This is a genomic window from Citrobacter sp. Marseille-Q5395 (assembly GCF_947057495.1).
Lineage (GTDB): Bacteria > Pseudomonadota > Gammaproteobacteria > Enterobacterales > Enterobacteriaceae > Citrobacter > Citrobacter murliniae.
Genome location: NZ_CAMSEL010000005.1, coordinates 96129 through 118036, shown reverse-complemented (window position 1 = coordinate 118036; position 21908 = coordinate 96129). Strand labels below are relative to the sequence as shown.

General features: G+C 52.9%; 21 protein-coding genes. 17 read left to right on the top strand and 4 right to left on the bottom strand.

The genetic code is table 11. The features are described 5' to 3' along the window. Positions 1–355: 355 nt before the first annotated feature. From livK to ugpQ, 10 genes are all read left to right on the top strand, one after another. The gene (gene livK / locus OH663_RS06775; protein ID WP_200013231.1) at positions 356–1465 is read left to right on the top strand and encodes a high-affinity branched-chain amino acid ABC transporter substrate-binding protein LivK; all 1110 of its coding nucleotides are present in this window, start codon (positions 356–358) and stop codon (positions 1463–1465) included. A 104-nt stretch (positions 1466–1569) separates the two neighbouring features. Continuing rightward, positions 1570–2496, top strand: coding sequence for a high-affinity branched-chain amino acid ABC transporter permease LivH (gene livH, locus OH663_RS06770; protein ID WP_045448521.1), 927 nt, complete (start codon positions 1570–1572; stop codon positions 2494–2496). Next, entirely contained in the window at positions 2493–3770 is a 1278-nt protein-coding gene (gene livM / locus OH663_RS06765) for a branched chain amino acid ABC transporter permease LivM (protein ID WP_200013232.1), read from the top strand. The genes livH and livM overlap by 4 nt, the downstream gene beginning before the upstream one ends. Next, entirely contained in the window at positions 3767–4534 is a 768-nt protein-coding gene (gene livG / locus OH663_RS06760; RefSeq protein ID WP_003023438.1) for a high-affinity branched-chain amino acid ABC transporter ATP-binding protein LivG, read from the top strand. Before livM ends, livG begins: the two co-directional genes overlap by 4 nt. Position 4535: 1 nt before the next feature. Next, entirely contained in the window at positions 4536–5249 is a 714-nt protein-coding gene (gene livF / locus OH663_RS06755; protein ID WP_136345540.1) for a high-affinity branched-chain amino acid ABC transporter ATP-binding protein LivF, read from the top strand. Between the two features lie 304 nt (positions 5250–5553). Then, a complete protein-coding gene (ugpB, locus tag OH663_RS06750; RefSeq protein WP_045448519.1) occupies positions 5554–6870 on the top strand; it encodes a sn-glycerol-3-phosphate ABC transporter substrate-binding protein UgpB in 1317 nt (438 codons plus the stop codon). Positions 6871–6970: 100 nt separating this feature from the next. Further along, positions 6971–7858, top strand: a complete 888-nt coding sequence (gene ugpA / locus OH663_RS06745) for a sn-glycerol-3-phosphate ABC transporter permease UgpA (RefSeq protein ID WP_200013233.1) — start codon at positions 6971–6973, stop codon at positions 7856–7858. Beyond that, the gene (ugpE, locus tag OH663_RS06740) at positions 7855–8700 is read left to right on the top strand and encodes a sn-glycerol-3-phosphate ABC transporter permease UgpE (protein WP_045448517.1); all 846 of its coding nucleotides are present in this window, start codon (positions 7855–7857) and stop codon (positions 8698–8700) included. The genes ugpA and ugpE overlap by 4 nt, the downstream gene beginning before the upstream one ends. 2 nt (positions 8701–8702) lie before the next feature. Next, complete coding sequence (locus tag OH663_RS06735) at positions 8703–9773, top strand: sn-glycerol-3-phosphate import ATP-binding protein UgpC (RefSeq protein ID WP_200013234.1); 1071 nt, start codon at positions 8703–8705, stop codon at positions 9771–9773. Continuing rightward, the gene (ugpQ, locus tag OH663_RS06730) at positions 9770–10513 is read left to right on the top strand and encodes a glycerophosphodiester phosphodiesterase (RefSeq protein WP_048222942.1); all 744 of its coding nucleotides are present in this window, start codon (positions 9770–9772) and stop codon (positions 10511–10513) included. Before OH663_RS06735 ends, ugpQ begins: the two co-directional genes overlap by 4 nt. On the opposite strand, the gene OH663_RS06725 is transcribed toward ugpQ, so the two are convergent. Further along, positions 10510–10953 carry a DUF2756 family protein gene (locus tag OH663_RS06725; protein WP_200013235.1) on the bottom strand — a complete coding sequence of 148 codons (444 nt, stop codon included), beginning with the start codon at positions 10951–10953 and terminating at the stop codon, positions 10510–10512. The genes ugpQ and OH663_RS06725 overlap by 4 nt on opposite strands. 117 nt (positions 10954–11070) lie before the next feature. On the opposite strand from OH663_RS06725, the gene ggt reads away from it, so the two are divergent. Beyond that, the gene (gene ggt / locus OH663_RS06720) at positions 11071–12816 is read left to right on the top strand and encodes a gamma-glutamyltransferase (protein WP_200013236.1); all 1746 of its coding nucleotides are present in this window, start codon (positions 11071–11073) and stop codon (positions 12814–12816) included. Positions 12817–12863: 47 nt separating this feature from the next. Here the strand turns inward: ggt and OH663_RS06715 are convergent, their stop codons facing one another. Both OH663_RS06715 and yhhY read right to left on the bottom strand, forming a co-directional pair. Further along, positions 12864–13748 carry a hypothetical protein gene (locus OH663_RS06715; RefSeq protein WP_200013237.1) on the bottom strand — a complete coding sequence of 295 codons (885 nt, stop codon included), beginning with the start codon at positions 13746–13748 and terminating at the stop codon, positions 12864–12866. A 45-nt stretch (positions 13749–13793) separates the two neighbouring features. Continuing rightward, positions 13794–14282, bottom strand: coding sequence for an N-acetyltransferase (yhhY, locus tag OH663_RS06710; protein WP_045448505.1), 489 nt, complete (start codon positions 14280–14282; stop codon positions 13794–13796). 459 nt (positions 14283–14741) lie between these two features. On the opposite strand from yhhY, the gene OH663_RS06705 reads away from it, so the two are divergent. From OH663_RS06705 to gntU, 5 genes are all read left to right on the top strand, one after another. Then, the gene (locus OH663_RS06705) at positions 14742–15779 is read left to right on the top strand and encodes an oxidoreductase (RefSeq protein WP_200013238.1); all 1038 of its coding nucleotides are present in this window, start codon (positions 14742–14744) and stop codon (positions 15777–15779) included. Positions 15780–15902: 123 nt separating this feature from the next. Then, on the top strand, positions 15903–16598 hold the full coding sequence (gene yhhW, locus OH663_RS06700) for a quercetin 2,3-dioxygenase (protein ID WP_045448501.1): 696 nt from the start codon (positions 15903–15905) through the stop codon (positions 16596–16598). 130 nt (positions 16599–16728) lie between these two features. After that, entirely contained in the window at positions 16729–17724 is a 996-nt protein-coding gene (gene gntR, locus OH663_RS06695; RefSeq protein WP_045448499.1) for a gluconate operon transcriptional repressor GntR, read from the top strand. Between the two features lie 141 nt (positions 17725–17865). After that, entirely contained in the window at positions 17866–18396 is a 531-nt protein-coding gene (gene gntK / locus OH663_RS06690; protein ID WP_045448497.1) for a gluconokinase, read from the top strand. After that, complete coding sequence (gene gntU, locus OH663_RS06685) at positions 18396–19736, top strand: gluconate transporter (protein WP_045448495.1); 1341 nt, start codon at positions 18396–18398, stop codon at positions 19734–19736. Before gntK ends, gntU begins: the two co-directional genes overlap by 1 nt. A gap of 106 nt (positions 19737–19842) precedes the next feature. On the opposite strand, the gene yhgN is transcribed toward gntU, so the two are convergent. Continuing rightward, entirely contained in the window at positions 19843–20436 is a 594-nt protein-coding gene (gene yhgN / locus OH663_RS06680; RefSeq protein ID WP_045448493.1) for an NAAT family transporter YhgN, read from the bottom strand. Between the two features lie 190 nt (positions 20437–20626). Here yhgN and asd point away from each other — a divergent pair, with 190 nt between their 5' ends. After that, on the top strand, positions 20627–21733 hold the full coding sequence (gene asd, locus OH663_RS06675) for an aspartate-semialdehyde dehydrogenase (protein WP_045448491.1): 1107 nt from the start codon (positions 20627–20629) through the stop codon (positions 21731–21733). Positions 21734–21908: the final 175 nt, after the last annotated feature.

Here is a 21908-nt window from a genome sequence, read left to right as displayed (position 1 = left end):
TAATCGACTGAAAAATAGAGATTTTAGCCTGATTATGCTTAAAAAGCTGCGCTAAGCCATTAATGAGACTGGTAAAAATAGCGCAGTTCAAAAAAAGCACAGTCTGCTTTTTAACCATATAAATACAAAATATATACGCAAAATCATTCAAGTTGCATCGAGGCGGCAAGGGAGTGACAAATTCGTCTGGAACGAATTTGAACAGCCAAAGGCTGCCTTCGGTGAGGGACAGGGATGTCCCTCATTAAATCCCCAGGAGCTTACATAAGTAAGTGACTGGGGTGAGCGAAGGTAGCCAACACTGAGGCAGCTTGAAGGATGAAGTGTAAACACATCACGAATGGGGATTCAGTTAATGAAACGGAATGCGAAAACAATCATCGCGGGAGTGATAGCACTGGCAATGTCGCACACTGCCATGGCGGAAGATATTAAGGTCGCTGTTGTCGGAGCGATGTCAGGCCCGGTCGCGCAGTGGGGCGATATGGAATTTAATGGCGCACGTCAGGCAATTAAAGATATCAATGCTAAAGGCGGGATCAAAGGCGACAAGCTGGTGGGCGTGGAATATGACGATGCCTGCGATCCGAAACAGGCTGTGGCTGTGGCGAACAAAATCGTTAACGACGGCATTCAGTATGTTATTGGTCACCTGTGCTCGTCCTCCACTCAGCCAGCCTCCGATATCTACGAAGACGAAGGTATTTTGATGATCTCCCCGGGAGCCACCAACCCGGAACTGACGCAACGCGGCTACGCGCACATCATGCGTACCGCAGGTCTGGACTCCTCCCAGGGACCGACCGCCGCGAAATACATTCTGGAGACGGTGAAGCCCCAGCGTATCGCCATCATCCACGATAAACAGCAGTACGGCGAAGGTCTTGCGCGTTCGGTACAAGACAGCCTGAAAGCGGGCAAAGCCAATATTGTCTTCTTTGATGGGATCACCGCGGGTGAAAAAGATTTTTCTGCGCTGATTGCTCGCCTGAAAAAAGAGAACATCGACTTCGTTTACTACGGTGGCTATTACCCGGAGATGGGACAAATGCTGCGCCAGGCCCGTTCTGTTGGTCTGAAAACTCAGTTTATGGGACCAGAAGGTGTGGGTAATGCCTCACTGTCCAACATTGCAGGTGATGCCGCTGAAGGCATGCTGGTTACGATGCCAAAACGCTATGACCAGGATCCGGCGAATAAAGGTATCGTGGATGCGCTCAAAGCTGACAAGAAAGATCCAACCGGACCTTATGTATGGATCACCTACGCCGCCGTACAGTCGCTGGCGACAGCTATGGATCGTAGCGGTAGCAAAGAACCGCTGGATCTAGTGAAAGATCTGAAAGCTCACGGGGCTGACACCGTGATTGGGCCGCTGAATTGGGACGAAAAAGGCGATTTGAAGGGATTTGAGTTTGGTGTCTTCCAGTGGCACGCGGATGGTTCTTCCACCGCCGCCAAATAAGGCAGCCACTCGTTATACTTCGAATCGCAGGTGCGTTGGCTGCAACTCGAATTATTTAGAGTGGATTCAATATCCCGTCCGGGCGGGTTTGGAAAGGTTATTTTATGTCCGAGCAGTTCCTCTATTTTTTGCAGCAGATGTTTAACGGCGTCACGCTGGGAAGCACCTATGCGCTGATCGCCATCGGTTACACGATGGTGTACGGCATTATCGGCATGATCAACTTCGCCCACGGCGAGGTGTATATGATCGGCAGCTATGTCTCCTTTATGATTATCGCCGCGCTGATGATGATGGGCATTGATACCAGCTGGCTGCTGGTGGCGGCCGGATTTATCGGTGCTATCGTGATTGCCAGCGCCTACGGTTGGAGTATCGAGCGCGTGGCATACCGGCCCGTGCGTAGCTCCAAGCGTCTGATTGCGCTGATTTCTGCGATCGGGATGTCTATCTTCCTGCAAAACTACGTCAGCCTGACGGAAGGCTCGCGTGATGTGGCGCTGCCAAGCCTGTTTAACGGTCAATGGACTATCGGCAGTAGCGAAAACTTTTCTGCCTCCATCACTACCATGCAGTTGGTTATCTGGATAGTTACCTTCATGGCGATGCTGGCGCTGACCATTTTTATCCGTTATTCACGTATGGGACGCGCCTGCCGCGCCTGTGCGGAAGACCTGAAAATGGCCAGTCTGCTGGGTATCAACACTGACCGCGTCATTGCGCTGACCTTTGTGATTGGTGCGGCGATGGCGGCGGTGGCGGGTGTGCTGCTCGGTCAGTTCTACGGCGTAATTAATCCGTATATTGGCTTTATGGCCGGGATGAAAGCCTTTACTGCTGCGGTTCTCGGCGGTATTGGCAGCATTCCTGGTGCGATGATCGGCGGCCTGATTCTGGGCGTAGCTGAAGCGCTTTCCTCTGCTTATCTGAGTACGGAATACAAAGACGTGGTGTCGTTCGCACTGCTGATTCTGGTGCTGCTGGTGATGCCGACCGGTATTCTGGGTCGTCCGGAGGTAGAGAAAGTATGAAACCAATGCATTTTGCGATGGCGCTGCTCTCTGCCGTTATGTTTTTCATCCTGGCGGGTGTCTTTATGGGCGTCCAGCTAGAGCTGGATGGCACTAAGCTGGTTGTTGATGTCGCCAGTGATATTCGCTGGCAGTGGGTGTTTATTGGCACTGGAGTCGTTTTTCTGTTCCAGCTGCTGCGTCCGGTGTTCCAGAAGAGCTTGAAAAGCGTCTCCGGACCGAAGTTTATTCTGCCAGCGATTGACGGCTCAACTGTCAAACAAAAGCTGTTCCTGGTGGCGCTGCTGGTCATTGCCGTGGCATGGCCATTTATGGTGTCACGTGGGACGGTGGATATCGCCACGCTGACGATGATTTATATCATCCTCGGTCTGGGCTTAAACGTCGTGGTTGGTCTTTCCGGTCTGTTAGTGTTGGGCTACGGTGGTTTTTATGCGATTGGCGCTTACACCTTCGCGCTGCTGAACCACTATTACGGTCTTGGTTTCTGGACCTGCCTGCCACTGGCGGGGCTGGTTTCGGCAACTGCAGGCTTTATGCTCGGCTTCCCGGTGCTGCGTTTGCGTGGTGACTACCTGGCGATTGTGACGCTGGGCTTTGGCGAGATCGTTCGTATTCTGTTGCTCAACAATACTGAAGTGACCGGTGGTCCGAACGGTATCAGCCAGATCCCGAAACCAACCTTTTTCGGCCTTGAGTTCAGTCGTAGTGCCCGCGAAGGCGGCTGGGATACCTTCAGCAACTTCTTTGGCGTGAAGTATGATCCGTCTGACCGCGTGATTTTCCTTTATCTGGTGGCGCTGCTGCTGGTGGTCTTCTCGCTTTTCGTCATTAACCGTCTGTTGCGTATGCCGCTGGGTCGCGCATGGGAAGCGTTGCGTGAAGATGAAATTGCCTGTCGTTCGCTGGGCCTAAACCCAACGCGCATCAAGCTGACCGCCTTTACTATCAGCGCTGCGTTTGCTGGTTTTGCCGGAACGTTGTTTGCCGCTCGCCAGGGCTTTGTCAGCCCGGAATCTTTTACCTTTGCCGAATCCGCCTTTGTGCTGGCGATTGTCGTCCTGGGGGGAATGGGGTCGCAGTTTGCGGTGATCCTGGCGGCTGTCCTGCTGGTTGTATCACGCGAGCTGATGCGCGATTTCAATGAATACAGCATGTTGATGCTGGGTGGTTTAATGGTACTGATGATGATCTGGCGTCCACAGGGCTTGCTGCCGATGACCCGTCCACAGTTGAAGCTGAAAAACGGTCAAGCAAAAGGAGAGCAGGCATGAGTCAGCCATTATTATCCGTTAACGGCCTGATGATGCGCTTCGGTGGACTGCTGGCGGTCAACAACGTTGAGCTGGAGCTGAGGCCGCAGGAGATCGTTTCGTTAATCGGGCCAAACGGCGCGGGAAAAACTACGGTCTTCAACTGCCTGACCGGCTTTTATAAGCCGACCGGCGGCACGATCAAGTTGCGTGACCAGCACCTGGAAGGGCTACCGGGCCAGCAAATCGCCCGTATGGGCGTGGTGCGCACCTTCCAGCATGTGCGTCTGTTTCGTGAAATGACGGTGATTGAAAACCTGCTGGTAGCACAACATCAGCAACTGAAAACGGGCGTGTTCTCTGGTTTGCTGAAGACTCCGTCGTTCCGTCGTGCACAGAGTGAAGCGCTGGACCGCGCCGCTACCTGGCTGGAGCGTATTGGTCTGCTGGAGCATGCCAACCGTCAGGCCAGTAACCTGGCGTACGGTGATCAGCGTCGCCTGGAGATAGCCCGTTGTATGGTCACGCAGCCGGAAATCCTGATGCTCGACGAACCCGCTGCGGGTCTCAACCCGAAAGAGACTAAAGAGCTGGACGAGCTGATTGCCGAACTACGTAATCATCACAACACCACCATTTTGCTGATTGAACACGACATGAAACTGGTGATGGGCATTTCTGACCGTATTTATGTGGTGAACCAGGGCACGCCGCTGGCGAACGGGACGCCGGAACAGATTCGTAATAACCCGGACGTGATCCGCGCATACCTTGGTGAGGCGTAAGATGGAAAAAGTCATGTTGTCCTTTGACAAAGTCAGTGCCCACTACGGCAAGATCCAGGCGCTGCACGACGTCAGCCTGTATATTAACCAGGGTGAAATCGTGACGCTGATTGGTGCCAACGGTGCAGGGAAAACGACGCTGCTCGGTACGCTGTGCGGCGATCCGCGTGCGACAAGCGGGCATATTGTCTTTGACGGTAAAGATATTACCGACTGGCAGACGGCGAAAATTATGCGTGAAGCGGTAGCGATTGTTCCGGAAGGACGTCGTGTGTTTTCCCGTATGACGGTGGAAGAGAACCTGGCGATGGGCGGCTTCTTTGCTGAGCGTGACCAGTTTCAGGAACGCATCAAGTGGGTATATGATCTGTTCCCCCGCCTGCATGAGCGCCGTATCCAGCGCGCAGGGACCATGTCCGGCGGCGAGCAGCAGATGCTGGCGATTGGTCGTGCATTGATGAGTCAACCGCGCCTGCTGCTACTTGATGAGCCTTCCCTGGGGCTGGCACCGATCATTATTCAGCAGATTTTTAACACCATCGAGCAGCTACGCGAGCAGGGGATGACAATCTTCCTCGTTGAGCAGAACGCCAACCAGGCGCTGAAGCTCGCCGACCGCGGATACGTGCTGGAAAACGGTCATGTGGTGCTATCCGATACCGGTGACGCCTTGCTTGCCAACGAAGCGGTACGCAGCGCGTATCTCGGCGGTTAGCCCTTTGCGGCACTACAGGATGGCAGCGTAAACGCTTAATCCGGCCTACACGTGATCGTAGGCCGGATTAAACGCACCAGCGTTGTCATCCTGCAGAGTGTTCATAAGCAGCACCGTATCTATACGTGTCTCAGCTCCCACTTTCTCCTCTCATAACCTTCACTGCCTTGCCATCTGTTTGTCGCCTTACTATCTTTTTTTTGTAATAAAAAAGTTATTTTTCTGTCATTCGAGCATGTCATGTTACCCCCGCGAGCATAAAACGCGTGATATCGCGCATCCGGCACAACAAGAGAGATAACCGATGATATCGTTACGACATACAGCTTTAGGACTGGCTCTCAGTCTGGCATTTGCAGGTCAGGCTCTGGCAGTAACTACCATCCCATTCTGGCATTCAATGGAAGGCGAACTGGGTAAAGAAGTTGATTCACTGGCGCAACGTTTTAATGAATCCAACCCCGATTACAAAATTGTTCCGCAGTACAAAGGTAATTACGAGCAGAGTCTGAGCGCAGGTATTGCCGCCTTCCGTACCGGAAACGCGCCTGCGCTGCTGCAGGTGTATGAAGTTGGTACGGCGACGATGATGGCTTCGAAAGCGATTAAGCCAGTTTTCGAAGTGTTTAAAGAGGCCGGAATTAACTTCGATGAGTCCCAGTTTGTGCCGACGGTGTCCGGGTATTACACCGACTCTAAAACCGGGCACTTACTCTCTCAGCCGTTTAACAGCTCCACTCCGGTGCTGTATTACAACAAAGATGCCTTTAAAAAAGCCGGCTTAGATCCCGATCAGCCGCCGAAAACCTGGCAGGATTTGGCCGAATACACCGCGAAGTTGAAAGCCGCAGGCATGAAGTGTGGTTACGCCAGCGGCTGGCAGGGGTGGATCCAGATTGAAAACTTCAGCGCCTGGAACGGCTTACCCGTTGCAACCAAAAATAATGGCTTTGACGGTACCGATGCGGTTCTGGAGTTCAATAAGCCAGAGCAGGTGAAACACATTGCTCTGTTGGAAGAGTTGAACAAGAAAGGGGATTTCAGCTACTTCGGGCGCAAAGATGAATCCACTGAGAAGTTCTACAACGGTGACTGCGCAATTACTACCGCCTCTTCGGGTTCTCTGGCTGATATTCGTCACTACGCTAAATTCAACTACGGTGTAGGCATGATGCCATACGATGCCGACGTGAAAGGCGCGCCGCAGAACGCGATTATTGGCGGTGCGAGCCTGTGGGTGATGCAGGGTAAAGACAAAGCAACCTACCAGGGTGTGGCGCAGTTCCTCAACTTCCTGGCGAAACCTGAAATCGCTGCCGAATGGCACCAGAAAACAGGTTATCTGCCGATTACTACCGCCGCGTACGATCTGACCCGTGAGCAGGGTTTCTATGACAAGAATCCGGGAGCGGATATCGCTACACGTCAGATGCTGAACAAACCGCCGTTGTCGTTTACCAAAGGTCTGCGTCTGGGCAATATGCCTCAGATCCGCACTATCGTGGATGAGGAACTGGAAAGCGTATGGACCGGTAAGAAAACGCCACAGCAGGCGCTGGATTCCGCTGTTGAGCGTGGGAATCAGTTGCTGCGCCGCTTTGAGCAATCGACCAAGTCTTAATGTGAAATGCCGGGTGGCGGCTTCGCCTTACCCGGCCTACAAATGCGCGTAGGCCGGATAAGCGTAGCGCCATCCGGCGCTGTTCAGGAATCAAACCTCAATGTCCTCATCCCGTCCGGTGTTCCGCTCGCGCTGGCTTCCCTACTTATTGGTTGCCCCGCAGTTGGTCATCACCGTTATTTTCTTTATCTGGCCCGCAGGTGAAGCGCTGTGGTATTCACTGCAAAGCGTCGATCCGTTTGGTCTTTCCAGCCAGTTTGTAGGCCTGGATAACTTCGTCGCCCTGTTCCATGACATCTACTACCTCGACTCTTTCTGGACAACGATGAAGTTCAGTACGCTGGTCACGGCAAGCGGCCTGCTGGTTTCGCTGTTTTTTGCCGCACTGGTGGATTATGTGGTGCGTGGTAGCCGTGTTTACCAGACGCTGATGCTATTACCTTACGCCGTGGCCCCCGCCGTCGCTGCCGTGCTGTGGATCTTCCTGTTCAACCCCGGACGTGGGTTGATTACGCATTTTCTCGGTGAGTTTGGCTATGACTGGAACCATGCGCAAAACAGTGGCCAGGCGATGTTCCTGGTGGTGTTCGCGTCCGTCTGGAAGCAGATTAGTTACAACTTCCTGTTCTTCTTTGCTGCCTTGCAGTCTATCCCTCGTTCGCTGATAGAAGCCGCTGCAATTGATGGGGCAGGGCCGATTCGCCGTTTCTTTAAACTGGCGCTGCCGTTAATTGCCCCGGTGAGCTTCTTTTTGCTGGTGGTGAATCTGGTTTATGCCTTCTTTGACACTTTCCCGGTTATCGATGCAGCGACTGCAGGTGGGCCGGTACAGGCGACCACTACGCTGATTTATAAGATCTATCGTGAAGGGTTTGTTGGATTGGATCTCTCAGCTTCCGCCGCACAGTCAGTGGTGCTGATGTTCCTTGTCATTATTTTGACAGTGGTGCAGTTCCGCTATGTCGAAAGTAAGGTGCGTTACCAATGATTGAGAATCGTCGCGGGCTGACAATATTCAGCCATACCATGTTGATTCTGGGGATTATGGTGATCCTTTTTCCACTGTACGTCGCGTTCGTCGCGGCGACGCTGGATAACAAAGCGGTGTTTGAAACGCCGATGACGCTGGTTCCTGGTACGCATCTGCTGGAAAACATGTACACCATCTGGGTCAACGGCGTGGGCGTCAATAGCGCGCCGTTCTGGCTGATGATGCTGAACAGTTTCATCATGGCGTTCAGCATTACGGTGGGGAAAATTACGGTTTCCATGCTCTCTGCGTTTGCCATTGTCTGGTTTCGCTTCCCGCTGCGTAACCTGTTTTTCTGGATGATCTTTATCACGCTGATGCTGCCGGTTGAGGTGCGTATCTTTCCAACGGTGGAGGTTATCGCCAACCTGAAGATGCTTGACAGTTATGCAGGCCTGACGCTACCGCTGATGGCGTCGGCTACCGCCACCTTCCTGTTCCGTCAGTTCTTTATGACTCTGCCGGATGAACTGGTCGAAGCGGCGCGTATTGACGGCGCTTCTCCAATGCGTTTCTTCCGGGACATCGTGCTGCCGTTGTCGAAAACCAACCTGGCGGCGCTGTTTGTCATCACCTTTATCTACGGCTGGAATCAGTACCTTTGGCCGTTGTTAATTATTACCGACGTTAATTTGGGCACGGCCGTGGCAGGCATCAAAGGCATGATCGCCACTGGCGAAGGCACCACGCAGTGGAACCACGTAATGGCAGCCATGCTGCTGACGCTCATCCCCCCGGTAATCATCGTGTTAGCCATGCAGCGCGCATTTGTGCGTGGTTTAGTAGACAGTGAGAAATAAAAATGGCTGGTTTAAAACTACAGGCAGTAACCAAAAGCTGGGACGGTAAAACCCAGGTTATTCAACCGCTGACGCTGGATGTTGCGGACGGGGAATTTATTGTGATGGTCGGCCCGTCGGGCTGCGGTAAGTCCACGCTGCTGCGAATGGTCGCCGGGCTGGAACGGGTGACTAGCGGTGACATCTGGATTGATCGTAAGCGCGTCACTGAGATGGAGCCAAAGGATCGCGGTATTGCCATGGTGTTTCAAAACTACGCGCTCTACCCGCATATGAGCGTGGAAGAAAATATGGCCTGGGGGTTAAAAATCCGCGGGATGGGCAAGGAACATATTGCGGAGAGGGTGAAAGAAGCCGCGCGTATTCTTGAACTGGGTGAACTGCTCAAACGCCGCCCGCGTGAGCTTTCCGGTGGTCAGCGGCAGCGTGTGGCGATGGGGCGGGCGATTGTGCGCGATCCGGCGGTATTCCTGTTCGATGAACCGCTTTCTAACCTTGATGCCAAGCTGCGTGTGCAGATGCGCCTTGAGTTACAACATCTGCACCGCCGACTGAAAACCACCTCGCTATACGTTACGCACGATCAGGTTGAGGCCATGACACTTGCCCAGCGCGTGCTGGTGATGAACAAAGGTGTCGCTGAGCAAATTGGCACCCCGGTCGAGGTATACGAAAAACCCGCCAGCCGCTTTGTGGCGAGTTTTATTGGTAGCCCGGCCATGAACCTGATGAACGGACACATCAGCGCCTCGGGTACCCATTTTGAACTGGAGGGGGGCATGGCGTTGCCTGCCGGTCATGACTATCGTCGCTATAGTGGACGGAAAATGACGTTGGGTATCCGCCCGGAGCATATTGCGCTAAGCTCGCAAGCCGAAGGCGGCGTGCCGTTGGTTGTCGACACGCTGGAAATGCTGGGAGCAGATAACCTGGCACACGGACGTTGGGGTGAGCAAAAGTTGGTGGTGCGACTGGCACATCAGCATCGCCCGACGGCTGGCAGTACGCTATGGCTGCATCTGCCAGAAAATCATTTGCATCTCTTTGATGGCGAAACAGGACAACGCGTATGAGTAACTGGCCTTATCCTCATATTGTCGCCCACCGTGGTGGCGGCAAACTGGCTCCGGAGAACACCCTGGCGGCAATCGACATGGGGGCGCGATACGGGCATACCATGATTGAATTTGACGCTAAATTGTCGAAGGATGGCGAGATCTTTTTACTGCACGACGACAACCTCGAGCGTACCAGCAACGGTTGGGGCGTTGCCGGTGAACTGAACTGGCAGGATTTGCTGCGTGTGGATGCTGGCGGTTGGTTTAGCGGTGAGTTCAAAGGCGAGCCGTTGCCGTTGCTCTCACAGGTGGCTGAGCGCTGTCGCCAGCACGGTATGATGGCGAATATAGAGATTAAACCTACCACGGGTAGCGGAACCATCACGGGGAAAGCCGTCGCGCTCGCCGCGCGTGAATTATGGGCTGAAATGACGCCGCCGCTGCTTTCATCATTCGAGATTGACGCCCTTGAAGCGGCGCAATTGGCTGTTCCTGAACTGCCGCGTGGGCTACTGCTTGACGAGTGGCGTGAAGACTGGCGAGAACTCACCGCGCGCCTGGGCTGCATCTCGATTCATCTTAACCATAAGCTGTTGGATGAGGCGAGAGTGGACGCGTTGCGCGATGCGGGTTTAAGAATTCTGGTGTATACCGTCAACCGGCCCCAGCGCGCTGCTGAGCTGTTGCGCTGGGGAGTGGACTGCATTTGTACTGATGCTATTGATGTGATTGGCCCTGATTTTCAGCCCGATTAAGGCCCAATCGTTTTTAACGGAACGTTAGGCTGCGGCGTGTTGGAGGGGCTCAGCATGTCGCCGTTCTTTTTCTCCGGAAGCATTTGCTGCTGTTTATTCAGCGAGCTGTCCGGATTACGGGCTCCGTTTAACATCCCACCGTTGTTGTTGGGCAGCATTTGCTGTTGGGTGGAATTCAACTCCCCTGGCTGAGACTGACGTACTCGCTGGGAGTTGGTGTTGATTTGATTTTCCATATGCTGCTGTTGCATACGCGTCTGCGATTGCAACTGCTGGTTGAGCATCCCTTTCTGCTGAATTTGCTGTGTCTGCATTTGCGTCTGCATACGCTGCTGACTCGGGATCTGATAACCAGGTTGATTCGGGTTATTCATGGTGTTGATGGGCTGTGCAAAGCCTGCAAACGGCAATAGCATGGCTAATATCAAGAGTCGTTTCATCGCTTTTCTCCTCCCGGGGATCTCTTAAGTTTACTCCTTATTCACCGTTACGATGATTATTTCAGAGTTATGCACCAGGCTTAGTGGGGGCTGACCCCATACATCTGGAGAATAACGATGATAAAACCGACGTTTTTACGCCGGGTAGCCATTGCTGCTCTGCTCTCAGGAAGTTGTTTTAGTGTTGCCGCCGCACCGCCGACACCCTCACCGGTGTCATACGGTGTTGAGGAAGATGTGTTCCATCCTGTGCGCGCGCAGCAGGGGATGGTGGCCTCCGTGGATGCGCTGGCTACGCAGGTTGGCGTTGATATCCTTAAGCAGGGTGGTAATGCTGTAGACGCCGCCGTTGCCGTTGGCTACGCGCTGGCGGTGACGCATCCTCAGGCGGGGAACCTGGGTGGCGGTGGGTTTATGCTGCTGCGCACCAAAGACGGAAAGACTACCGCGATTGATTTCCGTGAAATGGCGCCTGCTGGCGCAACCCGTGATATGTTCCTCGATGAACAGGGCAACGCTGATGCGAAAAAGTCGCTGACTTCACATCTGGCTTCCGGCACGCCTGGCACTGTGGCGGGTTTCTCGCTGGCTCTGGAAAAGTATGGCACCCTGCCGCTGAATAAAGTGGTGCGCCCGGCGATGAAGCTGGCCGAAGAGGGTTTTGTGGTTAACGATGCGCTGGCCGACGATCTAAAGACCTACGGCAGTGAAGTGATCCCAAACCACGAGAGCAGCAAAGCCATTTTCTGGAAAGACGGTGAGCCGCTGAAAAAAGGCGACAAGCTGGTGCAGGCAAACCTGGCGAAAAGCCTGGAAATGATTGCTGAGAACGGCCCGGATGCGTTTTATAAAGGGGCGATTGCCGATCAGATAGCCGCGGAGATGAAGAAGAACGGTGGTCTGATGACCAAAGAGGACTTAGCCACCTATAAAGCTGTGGAGCGTACGCCAATCAGCGGCGACTATCGTGGGTATCAGGTTTTCTCGATGCCGCCTCCATCCTCTGGCGGTATTCACATCGTGCAGATCCTTAATATTCTCGAAAACTTCGATATGAAGAAATACGGATTTGGCAGTGCCGATGCCATGCAGGTGATGGCGGAAGCGGAGAAACATGCCTACGCCGACCGTTCAGAGTATCTCGGCGATCCGGATTTTGTGAAGGTTCCGTGGCAGGCACTCACCGATAAGGCCTATGCCAAATCCCTTGCCGATCAGATTGATATCAATAAGGCCAGGCCTTCAAGCCAGATTAAGCCAGGTAAGCTTGCCCCATATGAAAGTAACCAGACCACCCACTTCTCGGTGGTGGATAAAGACGGTAATGCTGTGGCGGTGACCTACACCCTGAACACCACCTTTGGTACGGGTATTGTGGCGGGTAACACAGGCATTTTGCTCAATAACGAGATGGATGATTTTTCTGCCAAGCCGGGAGTCCCGAATGTCTACGGATTGGTAGGCGGCGATGCCAATGCCGTGGGTCCGAAGAAACGTCCGTTGTCGTCGATGTCACCGACCATCGTGGTCAAAGATGGTAAAACCTGGCTGGTCACTGGCAGCCCAGGCGGTAGCCGAATTATCACCACTGTGCTGCAAATGGTGGTGAACAGTATCGACTTTGGGATGAACGTTGCCGAAGCCACCAATGCGCCGCGCTTCCACCACCAGTGGTTGCCGGATGAACTGCGTGTGGAAAAAGGCTTCAGCCCGGATACTATCAAGCTGCTGGAGCAGAAGGGGCAGAAAGTGGTGCTGAAAGAGGCTATGGGTAGCACCCAGAGCATCATGGTTGGACCGGACGGCGCACTGTATGGTGCTTCCGATCCACGCTCTGTGGATGATTTAACAGCAGGGTTCTAAGGTTAGTGGCCTACATCGTCTAGAACGCTGTAGGCCTTATCTGTCGGTTACGGGAGATACCGTTGCTTCGATTCGGACCAGCGAAATATGTGACTGCTTTTATCCTGTAGATCAACGCGTTCCAGGTCATAAAACCCCTCGGTTTTTGCTGAGCGCATTTTCAGGATGTATTTACTTTCGCTGATGTCGTGCTGTCGCGTTCCATCCTGATTCCAGTCTCCGGCGATATCCTGATATTGGTAAACAAGGTCGGAAAAGACGTTGATTATCCTGTTATCTTTGATCGCGTAGAGCTCCAGCACTTCATAGAAGGCACCGCCGCCGGAATACGCATCAGAGTATCCGCCGCGTACCCCGAATGCCAGGGTATCGGGTGCGATCCGATAAGGGGCCAGATCCAGTTTGGTGTAATAGGCCAGCGGTCTGACCGATTCATCATTGCTCTCTTTCTCGGCAGCGTTATTCCATGTTGAGAGCTGGTCCAGCGGTTTTTCTGAACGTGCGATCGGCTGCAACTGTTGATTCTGCCAGGAAAATACGCCGAGATATAATTTATTGACGCGGCTGGTGCTGTAATTTTCCGGACAGCCGTTATCTGCGCGTTTCCTGGTTTGTTCTGCCTCTGCCTGATTATCTGCAAAACAGGCAACACCAATGTATTTCCCGTTTTTGCCCCAGGCTTTGGCACCGCTCATGATCAGGTTTTTGGGGTCTTCATTCGGCGCAACCCAGGCAATCCATTGGGCCACATCCAACCCTTGCGGAAGTTCGCCAAACCCTTTGGCAGGTGTCGCACCCATCATTTGTTCGGCGAAGATCTGCTTACCTTCCGGATGGTGAATGGCGCTGGGTACGGAGTCCAGATTCTGTACGGTCGTGGCATAGCCGGGGAAGATTGCTGCCAGCAGAACCAGCGAAAAAACCTTTTTCACAATGCGTCCTTTCAAGATAAAGGGCGATATAACTCGCCCAAAAAATTATTTCACCCGCGCCATAAAGTAAGCATCAACGTATTCACCGTTGCGCAGGCCGTATTTCTTGCCTGTGCCTTCGATTGCAAAACCATGCTTCTTATAGACCGCAACAGCAGGTTCATTATCGACAAACACTGTGAGCTCGATACGATCGACGCGCAGCCAGTTGTCGCACATATCGATCATCGTGCGAATTAGCGCGCTGGCAACGCCGCGGTTCTGCCATCGGGCATCTACACAGATACCAAAATCGGCGACGTGGCTACGGCGCGGGCGCTGTGCGACTTCAATGGAAAGATGCCCAACGACAATATCATCAACACAGGCGACCAGTTGTTTAATTCCAGATCGCTCGGCGAGTCTTTCCTGCCACATCTCCAAAGAAGGATGAGGAACCTGTAGCGTGTTGTGGTACACCTCCGGCTGGGCATGGATCTGACGAATTGCGTCGTAATCTTTCGGTTCAGCGTGGCGTATCACTATCTCACTCATTCCTTATCTCCTGCAGGGTTAATTGTGTATTTACACTCGCTGAGATTGAAAATGCCGTCAACTGCATTTTTTTGCAAAAAGAAGTGGACAAGTGCGAATGAGAATGATTATTATTGCTCTGCGTTCAGGGGAACCCTACGGAGAACCTGAAAGCACGACATTGCTCACATTGCTTCCAGTATTACTTTAGCCAGCCTTGCGCTGGCTTTTTTTTTGGCTCGGTTTCGGACTAGTTTGCTTGCCAGCTTAATCCCGGGCTGTGCTCACAATCCTCACATACCCTGTGTACGCTCCTGGCCCTGCGCGCTTGCCGTGAACAAACTGACGGCGACGCCGATGGTCGATCTTTTTGTTTTGTAGGCCGGATAAGGCCGCGCCACATCTGGCAAAGAATCCAATATTCAGTCTCCCCCCACTTTGCGCTATGGTGTAGACAATCACCTTCAAAAGGACTGTCCCATGACCTTACACTGCGCATTCATTGGTTTTGGTAAAAGCACCACGCGCTACCATTTGCCATACGTCCTTAACCGCAAAGAGAGCTGGCATGTTGCTCATATCTTCCGTCGTCATGCTAAACCGGAAGAGCAGGCACCCCAGTATTCACATATTCACTTCACCAGCGACCTCGACGAGATCTTAAACGATCCGCAGGTGAAACTGGTGATCGTTTGCACCCACGCCGATAGCCATTTTGAATACGCCAAACGTGCGCTGGAAGCAGGGAAAAGTGTACTGGTCGAGAAACCTTTCACCCCGACGCTGGCTGAAGCGAAAGTGTTGTTCGAACTGGCGAAAAGTAAGGGACTCACCGTTACTCCGTATCAGAACCGTCGGTTTGACTCCTGCTTCCTTACCGCCAAAAAAGCGATAGAGAGCGGCAAGTTGGGCGAGATTGTTGAGGTTGAAAGCCATTTCGACTACTACCGACCTGTTGCGGAAACCAAACCAGGGTTGCCGCAGGACGGTGCGTTTTATGGTCTGGGCGTGCACACGATGGATCAGATTATTTCGCTGTTTGGCCGCCCCGATCATGTGGCGTATGACATCCGTAGTCTGCGCAACAAAGCGAATCCGGATGATACCTTTGAAGCACAACTGTTCTACGGCGATCTGAAGGCGATTGTCAAAACCAGTCATCTGGTGAAAATCGACTACCCGAAGTTTATCGTCCACGGTACGAACGGCTCGTTTGTGAAGTACGGTATCGACCAACAGGAAACCAGCCTGAAAGCGAATATCATGCCGGGTGAACCCGGTTTTGCCGCCGACGATTCCATTGGGATGCTGGAGTACGTCAATGATGAAGGTGTGACGGTGAAAGAAGAGGTGAAACCGGAAGTGGGAGACTATGGTCGCGTCTATGATGCGCTGTACCAGACACTGACATCCGGTACGCCCAATTACGTCAAGGAATCTGAAGTTCTTACCAACCTGGAAATCCTCGAACGTGCGTTTGAACAGGCATCTCCTGCGACGATAACGCTCGCCAAATAGCGTTTACCGACTCCTCTGGGTTTGTTCATATTTTTTGAACAGAGGAGTCAATTTTCACCCTCTATGATCCCAGACTGATTAAGTCCACACTTACTTCATCGAAAACATCTGGGGATGAACACAATGATCTATTTACGCAAAGCTAACGACCGTGGTCATGCTAATCATGGCTGGCTCGATTCCTGGCATACCTTCTCTTTTGCCAACTACTATGACCCGAATTTTATGGGGTTCTCTGCACTGCGCGTGATTAACGACGACGTTATCGACGCAGGTCAGGGTTTTGGTACTCACCCCCATAAAGATATGGAGATCCTGACCTACGTGCTCGAAGGCGCGGTAGAGCATCAGGACAGCATGGGCAACAAAGAGCAGGTTCCGGCTGGTGAATTCCAGATTATGAGCGCCGGGACGGGGATCCGTCACTCGGAGTACAATCCGAGCGATACTGAGAAGCTGCATCTGTATCAGATTTGGATCATTCCGCAGGAGAACGGTATTACGCCGCGTTACGAGCAACGTCGTTTCGATGCCGCTCAGGGCAAACAACTGGTGCTTTCGCCGGATGCTCGCGATGGTTCGCTTAAGGTTTATCAGGATATGGAGCTGTACCGGTGGGCGCTGGTCAAAGATGAGCAGTCAGTGCATCAGATTGCCGCTGAACGCCGCGTCTGGATCCAGGTGGTAAAAGGCAATGTGACTATTAATGGAACCAAAGCGTCCACCAGTGATGGACTGGCTATCTGGGACGAGCAGGCGATTTCTATCCATGCCGACAGTGATAGTGAAGTGTTACTGTTTGACCTGCCGCCAGTCTAACGTGCTGTAACCCTTTGTAGGCCGGATAAAACGCGAAAGCGTCGACATCCGGCTTTTCATCGTTTGTCATTAATTCCGCGCGTCCGTGGTAAACTGGGGATATCTATCCCCTTTTTAATACTTCAGGACGATGAAAAAGAAAAGACCCGTACTTCAGGATGTAGCCGACCGCGTGGGTGTGACCAAAATGACGGTCAGCCGCTTTTTGCGTAATCCGGAGCAGGTCTCCGTCGCGCTGCGGGGCAAAATTGCCGCTGCACTTGATGAGCTGGGTTATATTCCCAATCGTGCTCCTGATATCCTTTCTAACGCTACCAGCCGCGCTATCGGCGTACTGTTACCATCTCTTACCAACCAGGTTTTTGCTGAAGTATTACGCGGTATTGAGGCCGTTACTGACGCTCACGGTTATCAGACTATGCTGGCGCACTATGGCTATAAACCCGAGATGGAACAAGAGCGTCTGGAATCGATGCTGTCGTGGAATATCGATGGTCTGATCCTCACCGAACGTAGTCATACTCCCCGCACGTTAAAAATGATTGAAGTCGCGGGGATCCCGGTGGTTGAGCTGATGGATAGCCAGACTCCGTGTCTTGATATCGCTGTGGGTTTTGACAACTTCGAGGCTGCTCGCCAGATGACCGCCGCCATCATTGCTCGCGGACATCGCCATATTGCTTATCTTGGCGCGCGTCTTGATGAACGTACTATCATCAAACAAAGAGGCTACGAACAGGCAATGCGGGATGCGAACCTGGTGCCTTACAGCGTGATGGTGGAACAATCCTCTTCTTACTCCTCCGGTATTGAGCTAATCCGCCAGGCGCGACGTGAATATCCGCAACTGGACGGTGTCTTTTGTACCAACGATGACTTGGCTGTCGGGGCGGCATTTGAATGCCAGCGGTTAGGATTGAAAATCCCTGATGATATGGCGATTGCTGGTTTCCACGGTCACGATATCGGGCAGGTGATGGAGCCACGCCTGGCGAGTGTGCTCACGCCGCGTGAACGGATGGGCAGCATTGGCGCAGAACGTCTGCTGGCGCGTATCCGTGGTGAAACAGTTACCCCTAAAATGTTAGATTTAGGTTTCACCTTGTCACCGGGCGGATCTATTTAGCCCAACAAGTTTGAAGTAGCTCACACTTATACACTTCTGGCACGAATGGATATTGCTTCTCCATTTATCCGGTCGGACAATGTTACCGATAACAGTTACCCGTAACAATTTCCTGATTCTTGTACCAGTGGGGGCAACGCTTTGAGCACGACTAATCATGATCACCACGTTTACGTTCTGATGGGCGTATCGGGCAGCGGTAAATCTGCTGTCGCCAGCGAAGTGGCGCATCAACTGCAGGCCGCGTTTCTTGATGGCGATTTTCTCCATCCACGCAGCAACATCATGAAAATGGCTTCCGGTGAGCCGTTAAACGATGATGACCGTAAACCGTGGTTACAGGCGCTGAATGACGCCGCTTTTGCGATGCAGCGTACCAACAAAGTGTCGCTTATCGTCTGTTCTGCCTTGAAAAAACACTATCGTGACCTGCTGCGTGAAGGTAACCCGAATCTCTCTTTCATCTATCTGAAAGGGGAGTTTGACGTTATCGAAAGCCGCCTGAAGGAGCGTAAAGGCCACTTCTTCAAAACGCAGATGCTGGTGACCCAGTTTGAAACGCTGGAAGAACCGGGTGCAAACGAAAGTGATGTTCTGGTGGTGGATATCGATCAGCCGCTGGACGGTGTGGTAGCAAGCACCATTGAGGTCATTAACCAAGGCAGTAAGTAGTGAGTACATTAACGCTTGTTTTAACAGCAGTAGGGTCCGTTTTATTACTGCTGTTTTTAGTGATGAAGGCGCGTATGCACGCCTTCGTTGCTTTGATGGTGGTTTCTATAGGTGCAGGTCTCTTTTCCGGTATGCCGCTCGATAAAATCGCTGCGACTATGGAAAAAGGGATGGGAGGCACACTCGGTTTCCTGGCGATTGTGGTCGCTCTGGGAGCGATGTTCGGTAAGATTTTGCATGAGACCGGGGCGGTCGATCAGATTGCCGTCAAAATGCTGAAGTCCTTCGGCCACAGCCGCGCGCATTATGCGATTGGCCTGGCCGGCCTGATTTGCGCGCTGCCGCTGTTCTTTGAAGTTGCGATTGTGCTGCTGATAAGCGTGGCGTTCTCTATGGCGCGTCATACGGGCACCAACCTCGTGAAGCTGGTTATCCCGCTGTTTGCGGGTGTGGCGGCGGCTGCAGCGTTTCTGCTGCCGGGGCCTGCGCCAATGCTGCTGGCCTCTCAGATGCACGCCGATTTCGGCTGGATGATCCTGATTGGCCTGTGTGCGGCAATTCCTGGCATGATTATCGCCGGACCGTTGTGGGGCAATTTCATCAGTCGTTTCGTTGAACTGCATGTGCCGGACGATATTACCGAGCCGCATCTGGGCGAAGGCAAAATGCCGTCCTTTGGTTTCAGTCTCGCGCTTATCCTGCTGCCGCTGGTATTGGTTGGCCTGAAAACCATTGCTGCTCGCTTTGTGCCGGTCGGTTCTACCGCTTACGAATGGTTTGAGTTTATTGGTCACCCGTTCACCGCGATTCTGGTCGCCTGCCTGGTCGCTATTTATGGTCTGGCAATCCGTCAGGGTATGGCGAAGGACCGCGTGATGGAGATCTGTGGTCACGCGTTGCAACCTGCGGGGATTATTCTGCTGGTGATTGGTGCTGGCGGCGTGTTCAAGCAGGTGCTGGTGGATTCTGGTGTCGGTCCGGCACTGGGTGAAGCGTTAACCGGCATGGGGCTGCCAATTGCCATTACCTGCTTTGTGCTGGCGGCTGCGGTTCGTATCATCCAGGGTTCCGCGACGGTGGCCTGCTTAACGGCGGTCGGTCTGGTGATGCCAGTGATTGAACAGCTGAACTTCTCCGGGGCGCAGATGGCGGCGCTGTCTATTTGCATCGCGGGTGGTTCTATCGTGGTCAGCCACGTCAATGACGCTGGTTTCTGGCTGTTCGGTAAATTCACCGGTGCGACTGAAGCACAAACGCTGAAGACCTGGACGATGATGGAAACTATCCTCGGAACGGTCGGTGCAATTGTCGGTATGATTGCCTTTCAGCTCCTGAGCTGAGTTAGAAAGCCCGGTGGCGCTTGCGCTTACCGGGCCTACAAACTGGCACATATCCACACCGTAGGCCGGGTAAGGCGAAGCCGCCTCCCGGCGTAAAACGAGTACATCACCCCTTCATCCACATCCGCACACCATCCAGGAACATCTGGGTCGCCATCATCACCAGAATCAGCCCCATCAGGCGTTCCAGCGCATTAACACCTTTCTCGCCCAGCAGACGCAAAAACAGCGATGACTGTAGCAAGATCACAAATGTACCGCCCCAGGCGATCAGCAGTGCAATCACCAGATGTCCCATCTGATTCGGGTATTGATGCGATAACAGCATCAACGATGCCAGGATAGTCGGTCCTGCAACCAGTGGAATGGCCAACGGCACGATAAAGGGCTCTTCACCCGCCGGAAGTCCGGTGCTATTGCCGGTTGCGCTGGGGAAAATCATCTTGATGGCAATCAGGAACAAAATGATGCCCCCGGAGATGGAGACGGTTTCCGCTCGCAGGTTAAGAAATGCCAGAATTTTCTCGCCCGCGAACAGGAATATCAGCATCACCAACAGCGCAATAAACAGCTCGCGAACCATAATCGCGCGACGACGTTTAGGTTCGGTATGTTTCAATACGGACATGAAAATGGGCAGATTTCCGAGCGGGTCCATAATCAGGATCAATAAAACTGCCGCAGAAATGATTTCATTCATAAGTCAAATTCCCTGATAATTACAGCGGACTTTCTGCTTGCTTGCGCAGCGGGATAAGTCGCATTACTGATGGCTTCGCTATCATTGATTAATTTCACTTGCGACTTTGGCTGCTTTTTGTATGGTGAAGGATAGGCCAGTAGGATACTGGTTAGCATACACAGCACACATCTCTGCAGGAAAAAACGCTATGAAAAATGTTGGTTTTATCGGCTGGCGCGGTATGGTCGGCTCTGTACTCATGCAACGCATGGTAGAAGAACGTGACTTCGACGCCATTCGCCCTGTTTTCTTTTCTACTTCCCAGCTCGGACAGGCGGCACCGACGTTTGGTACGACCTCCACTGGCATGCTTCAGGATGCATTTGATCTGGAAGCGCTGAAGGCGCTCGACATCATTGTGACCTGTCAGGGCGGCGATTATACCAACGAAATCTATCCAAAGCTTCGTGAAAGCGGTTGGCAAGGGTACTGGATTGATGCGGCATCTTCGCTGCGTATGAAAGACGATGCCATCATTATCCTCGATCCGGTTAACCAGGATGTGATTACCGACGGTCTGAACAAAGGCGTTAAGACCTTTGTCGGCGGTAACTGCACCGTTAGTCTGATGCTGATGTCACTCGGCGGCCTGTTTGCCAACGATCTGGTGGACTGGGTATCCGTAGCAACCTACCAGGCGGCTTCCGGCGGCGGTGCGCGTCATATGCGTGAACTCCTCTCCCAGATGGGCCATCTGTATAGCCATGTGGCCGATGAACTGGCGACCCCTTCTTCTGCTATTCTCGATATCGAACGTAAAGTGACAACCCTGTCCCGCAGCGGTGACCTGCCGGTTGATAACTTTGGCGTACCGCTGGCCGGGAGCCTGATTCCGTGGATCGACAAACAGCTCGATAACGGTCAGAGCCGCGAAGAGTGGAAAGGGCAGGCAGAAACCAACAAAATTCTCAACACGTCTTCCGTGATCCCGGTGGATGGTCTTTGCGTGCGCGTAGGCGCACTGCGCTGCCACAGCCAGGCGTTCACCATTAAACTGAAAAAAGATGTGTCAATTCCGACCGTGGAAGAACTGCTGGCAGCTCACAATCCATGGGCGAAAGTGGTGCCTAACGATCGGGATATCACTATGCGTGAGTTAACCCCTGCGGCCGTAACCGGTACGCTTTCCACGCCAGTAGGCCGTCTGCGTAAGCTGAATATGGGACCGGAGTTCCTGTCAGCCTTTACCGTTGGCGACCAACTGCTCTGGGGTGCTGCTGAGCCACTGCGCCGGATGCTGCGTCAACTGGCGTAATGATGACTGCCTGACGGCACTCTATTTATCTGGCCTGCACATGACGTGAGTCAGTAGGCCAGGTTAGACGAGTTCGTCATCAGGCAGATGATAATCATGTGTAAACAATGGGTGCTGAGTCGCCCTTTTTTTTGCGTAATACAGGAGTAAGCGCAGATGTTTCATTTTTTACCGG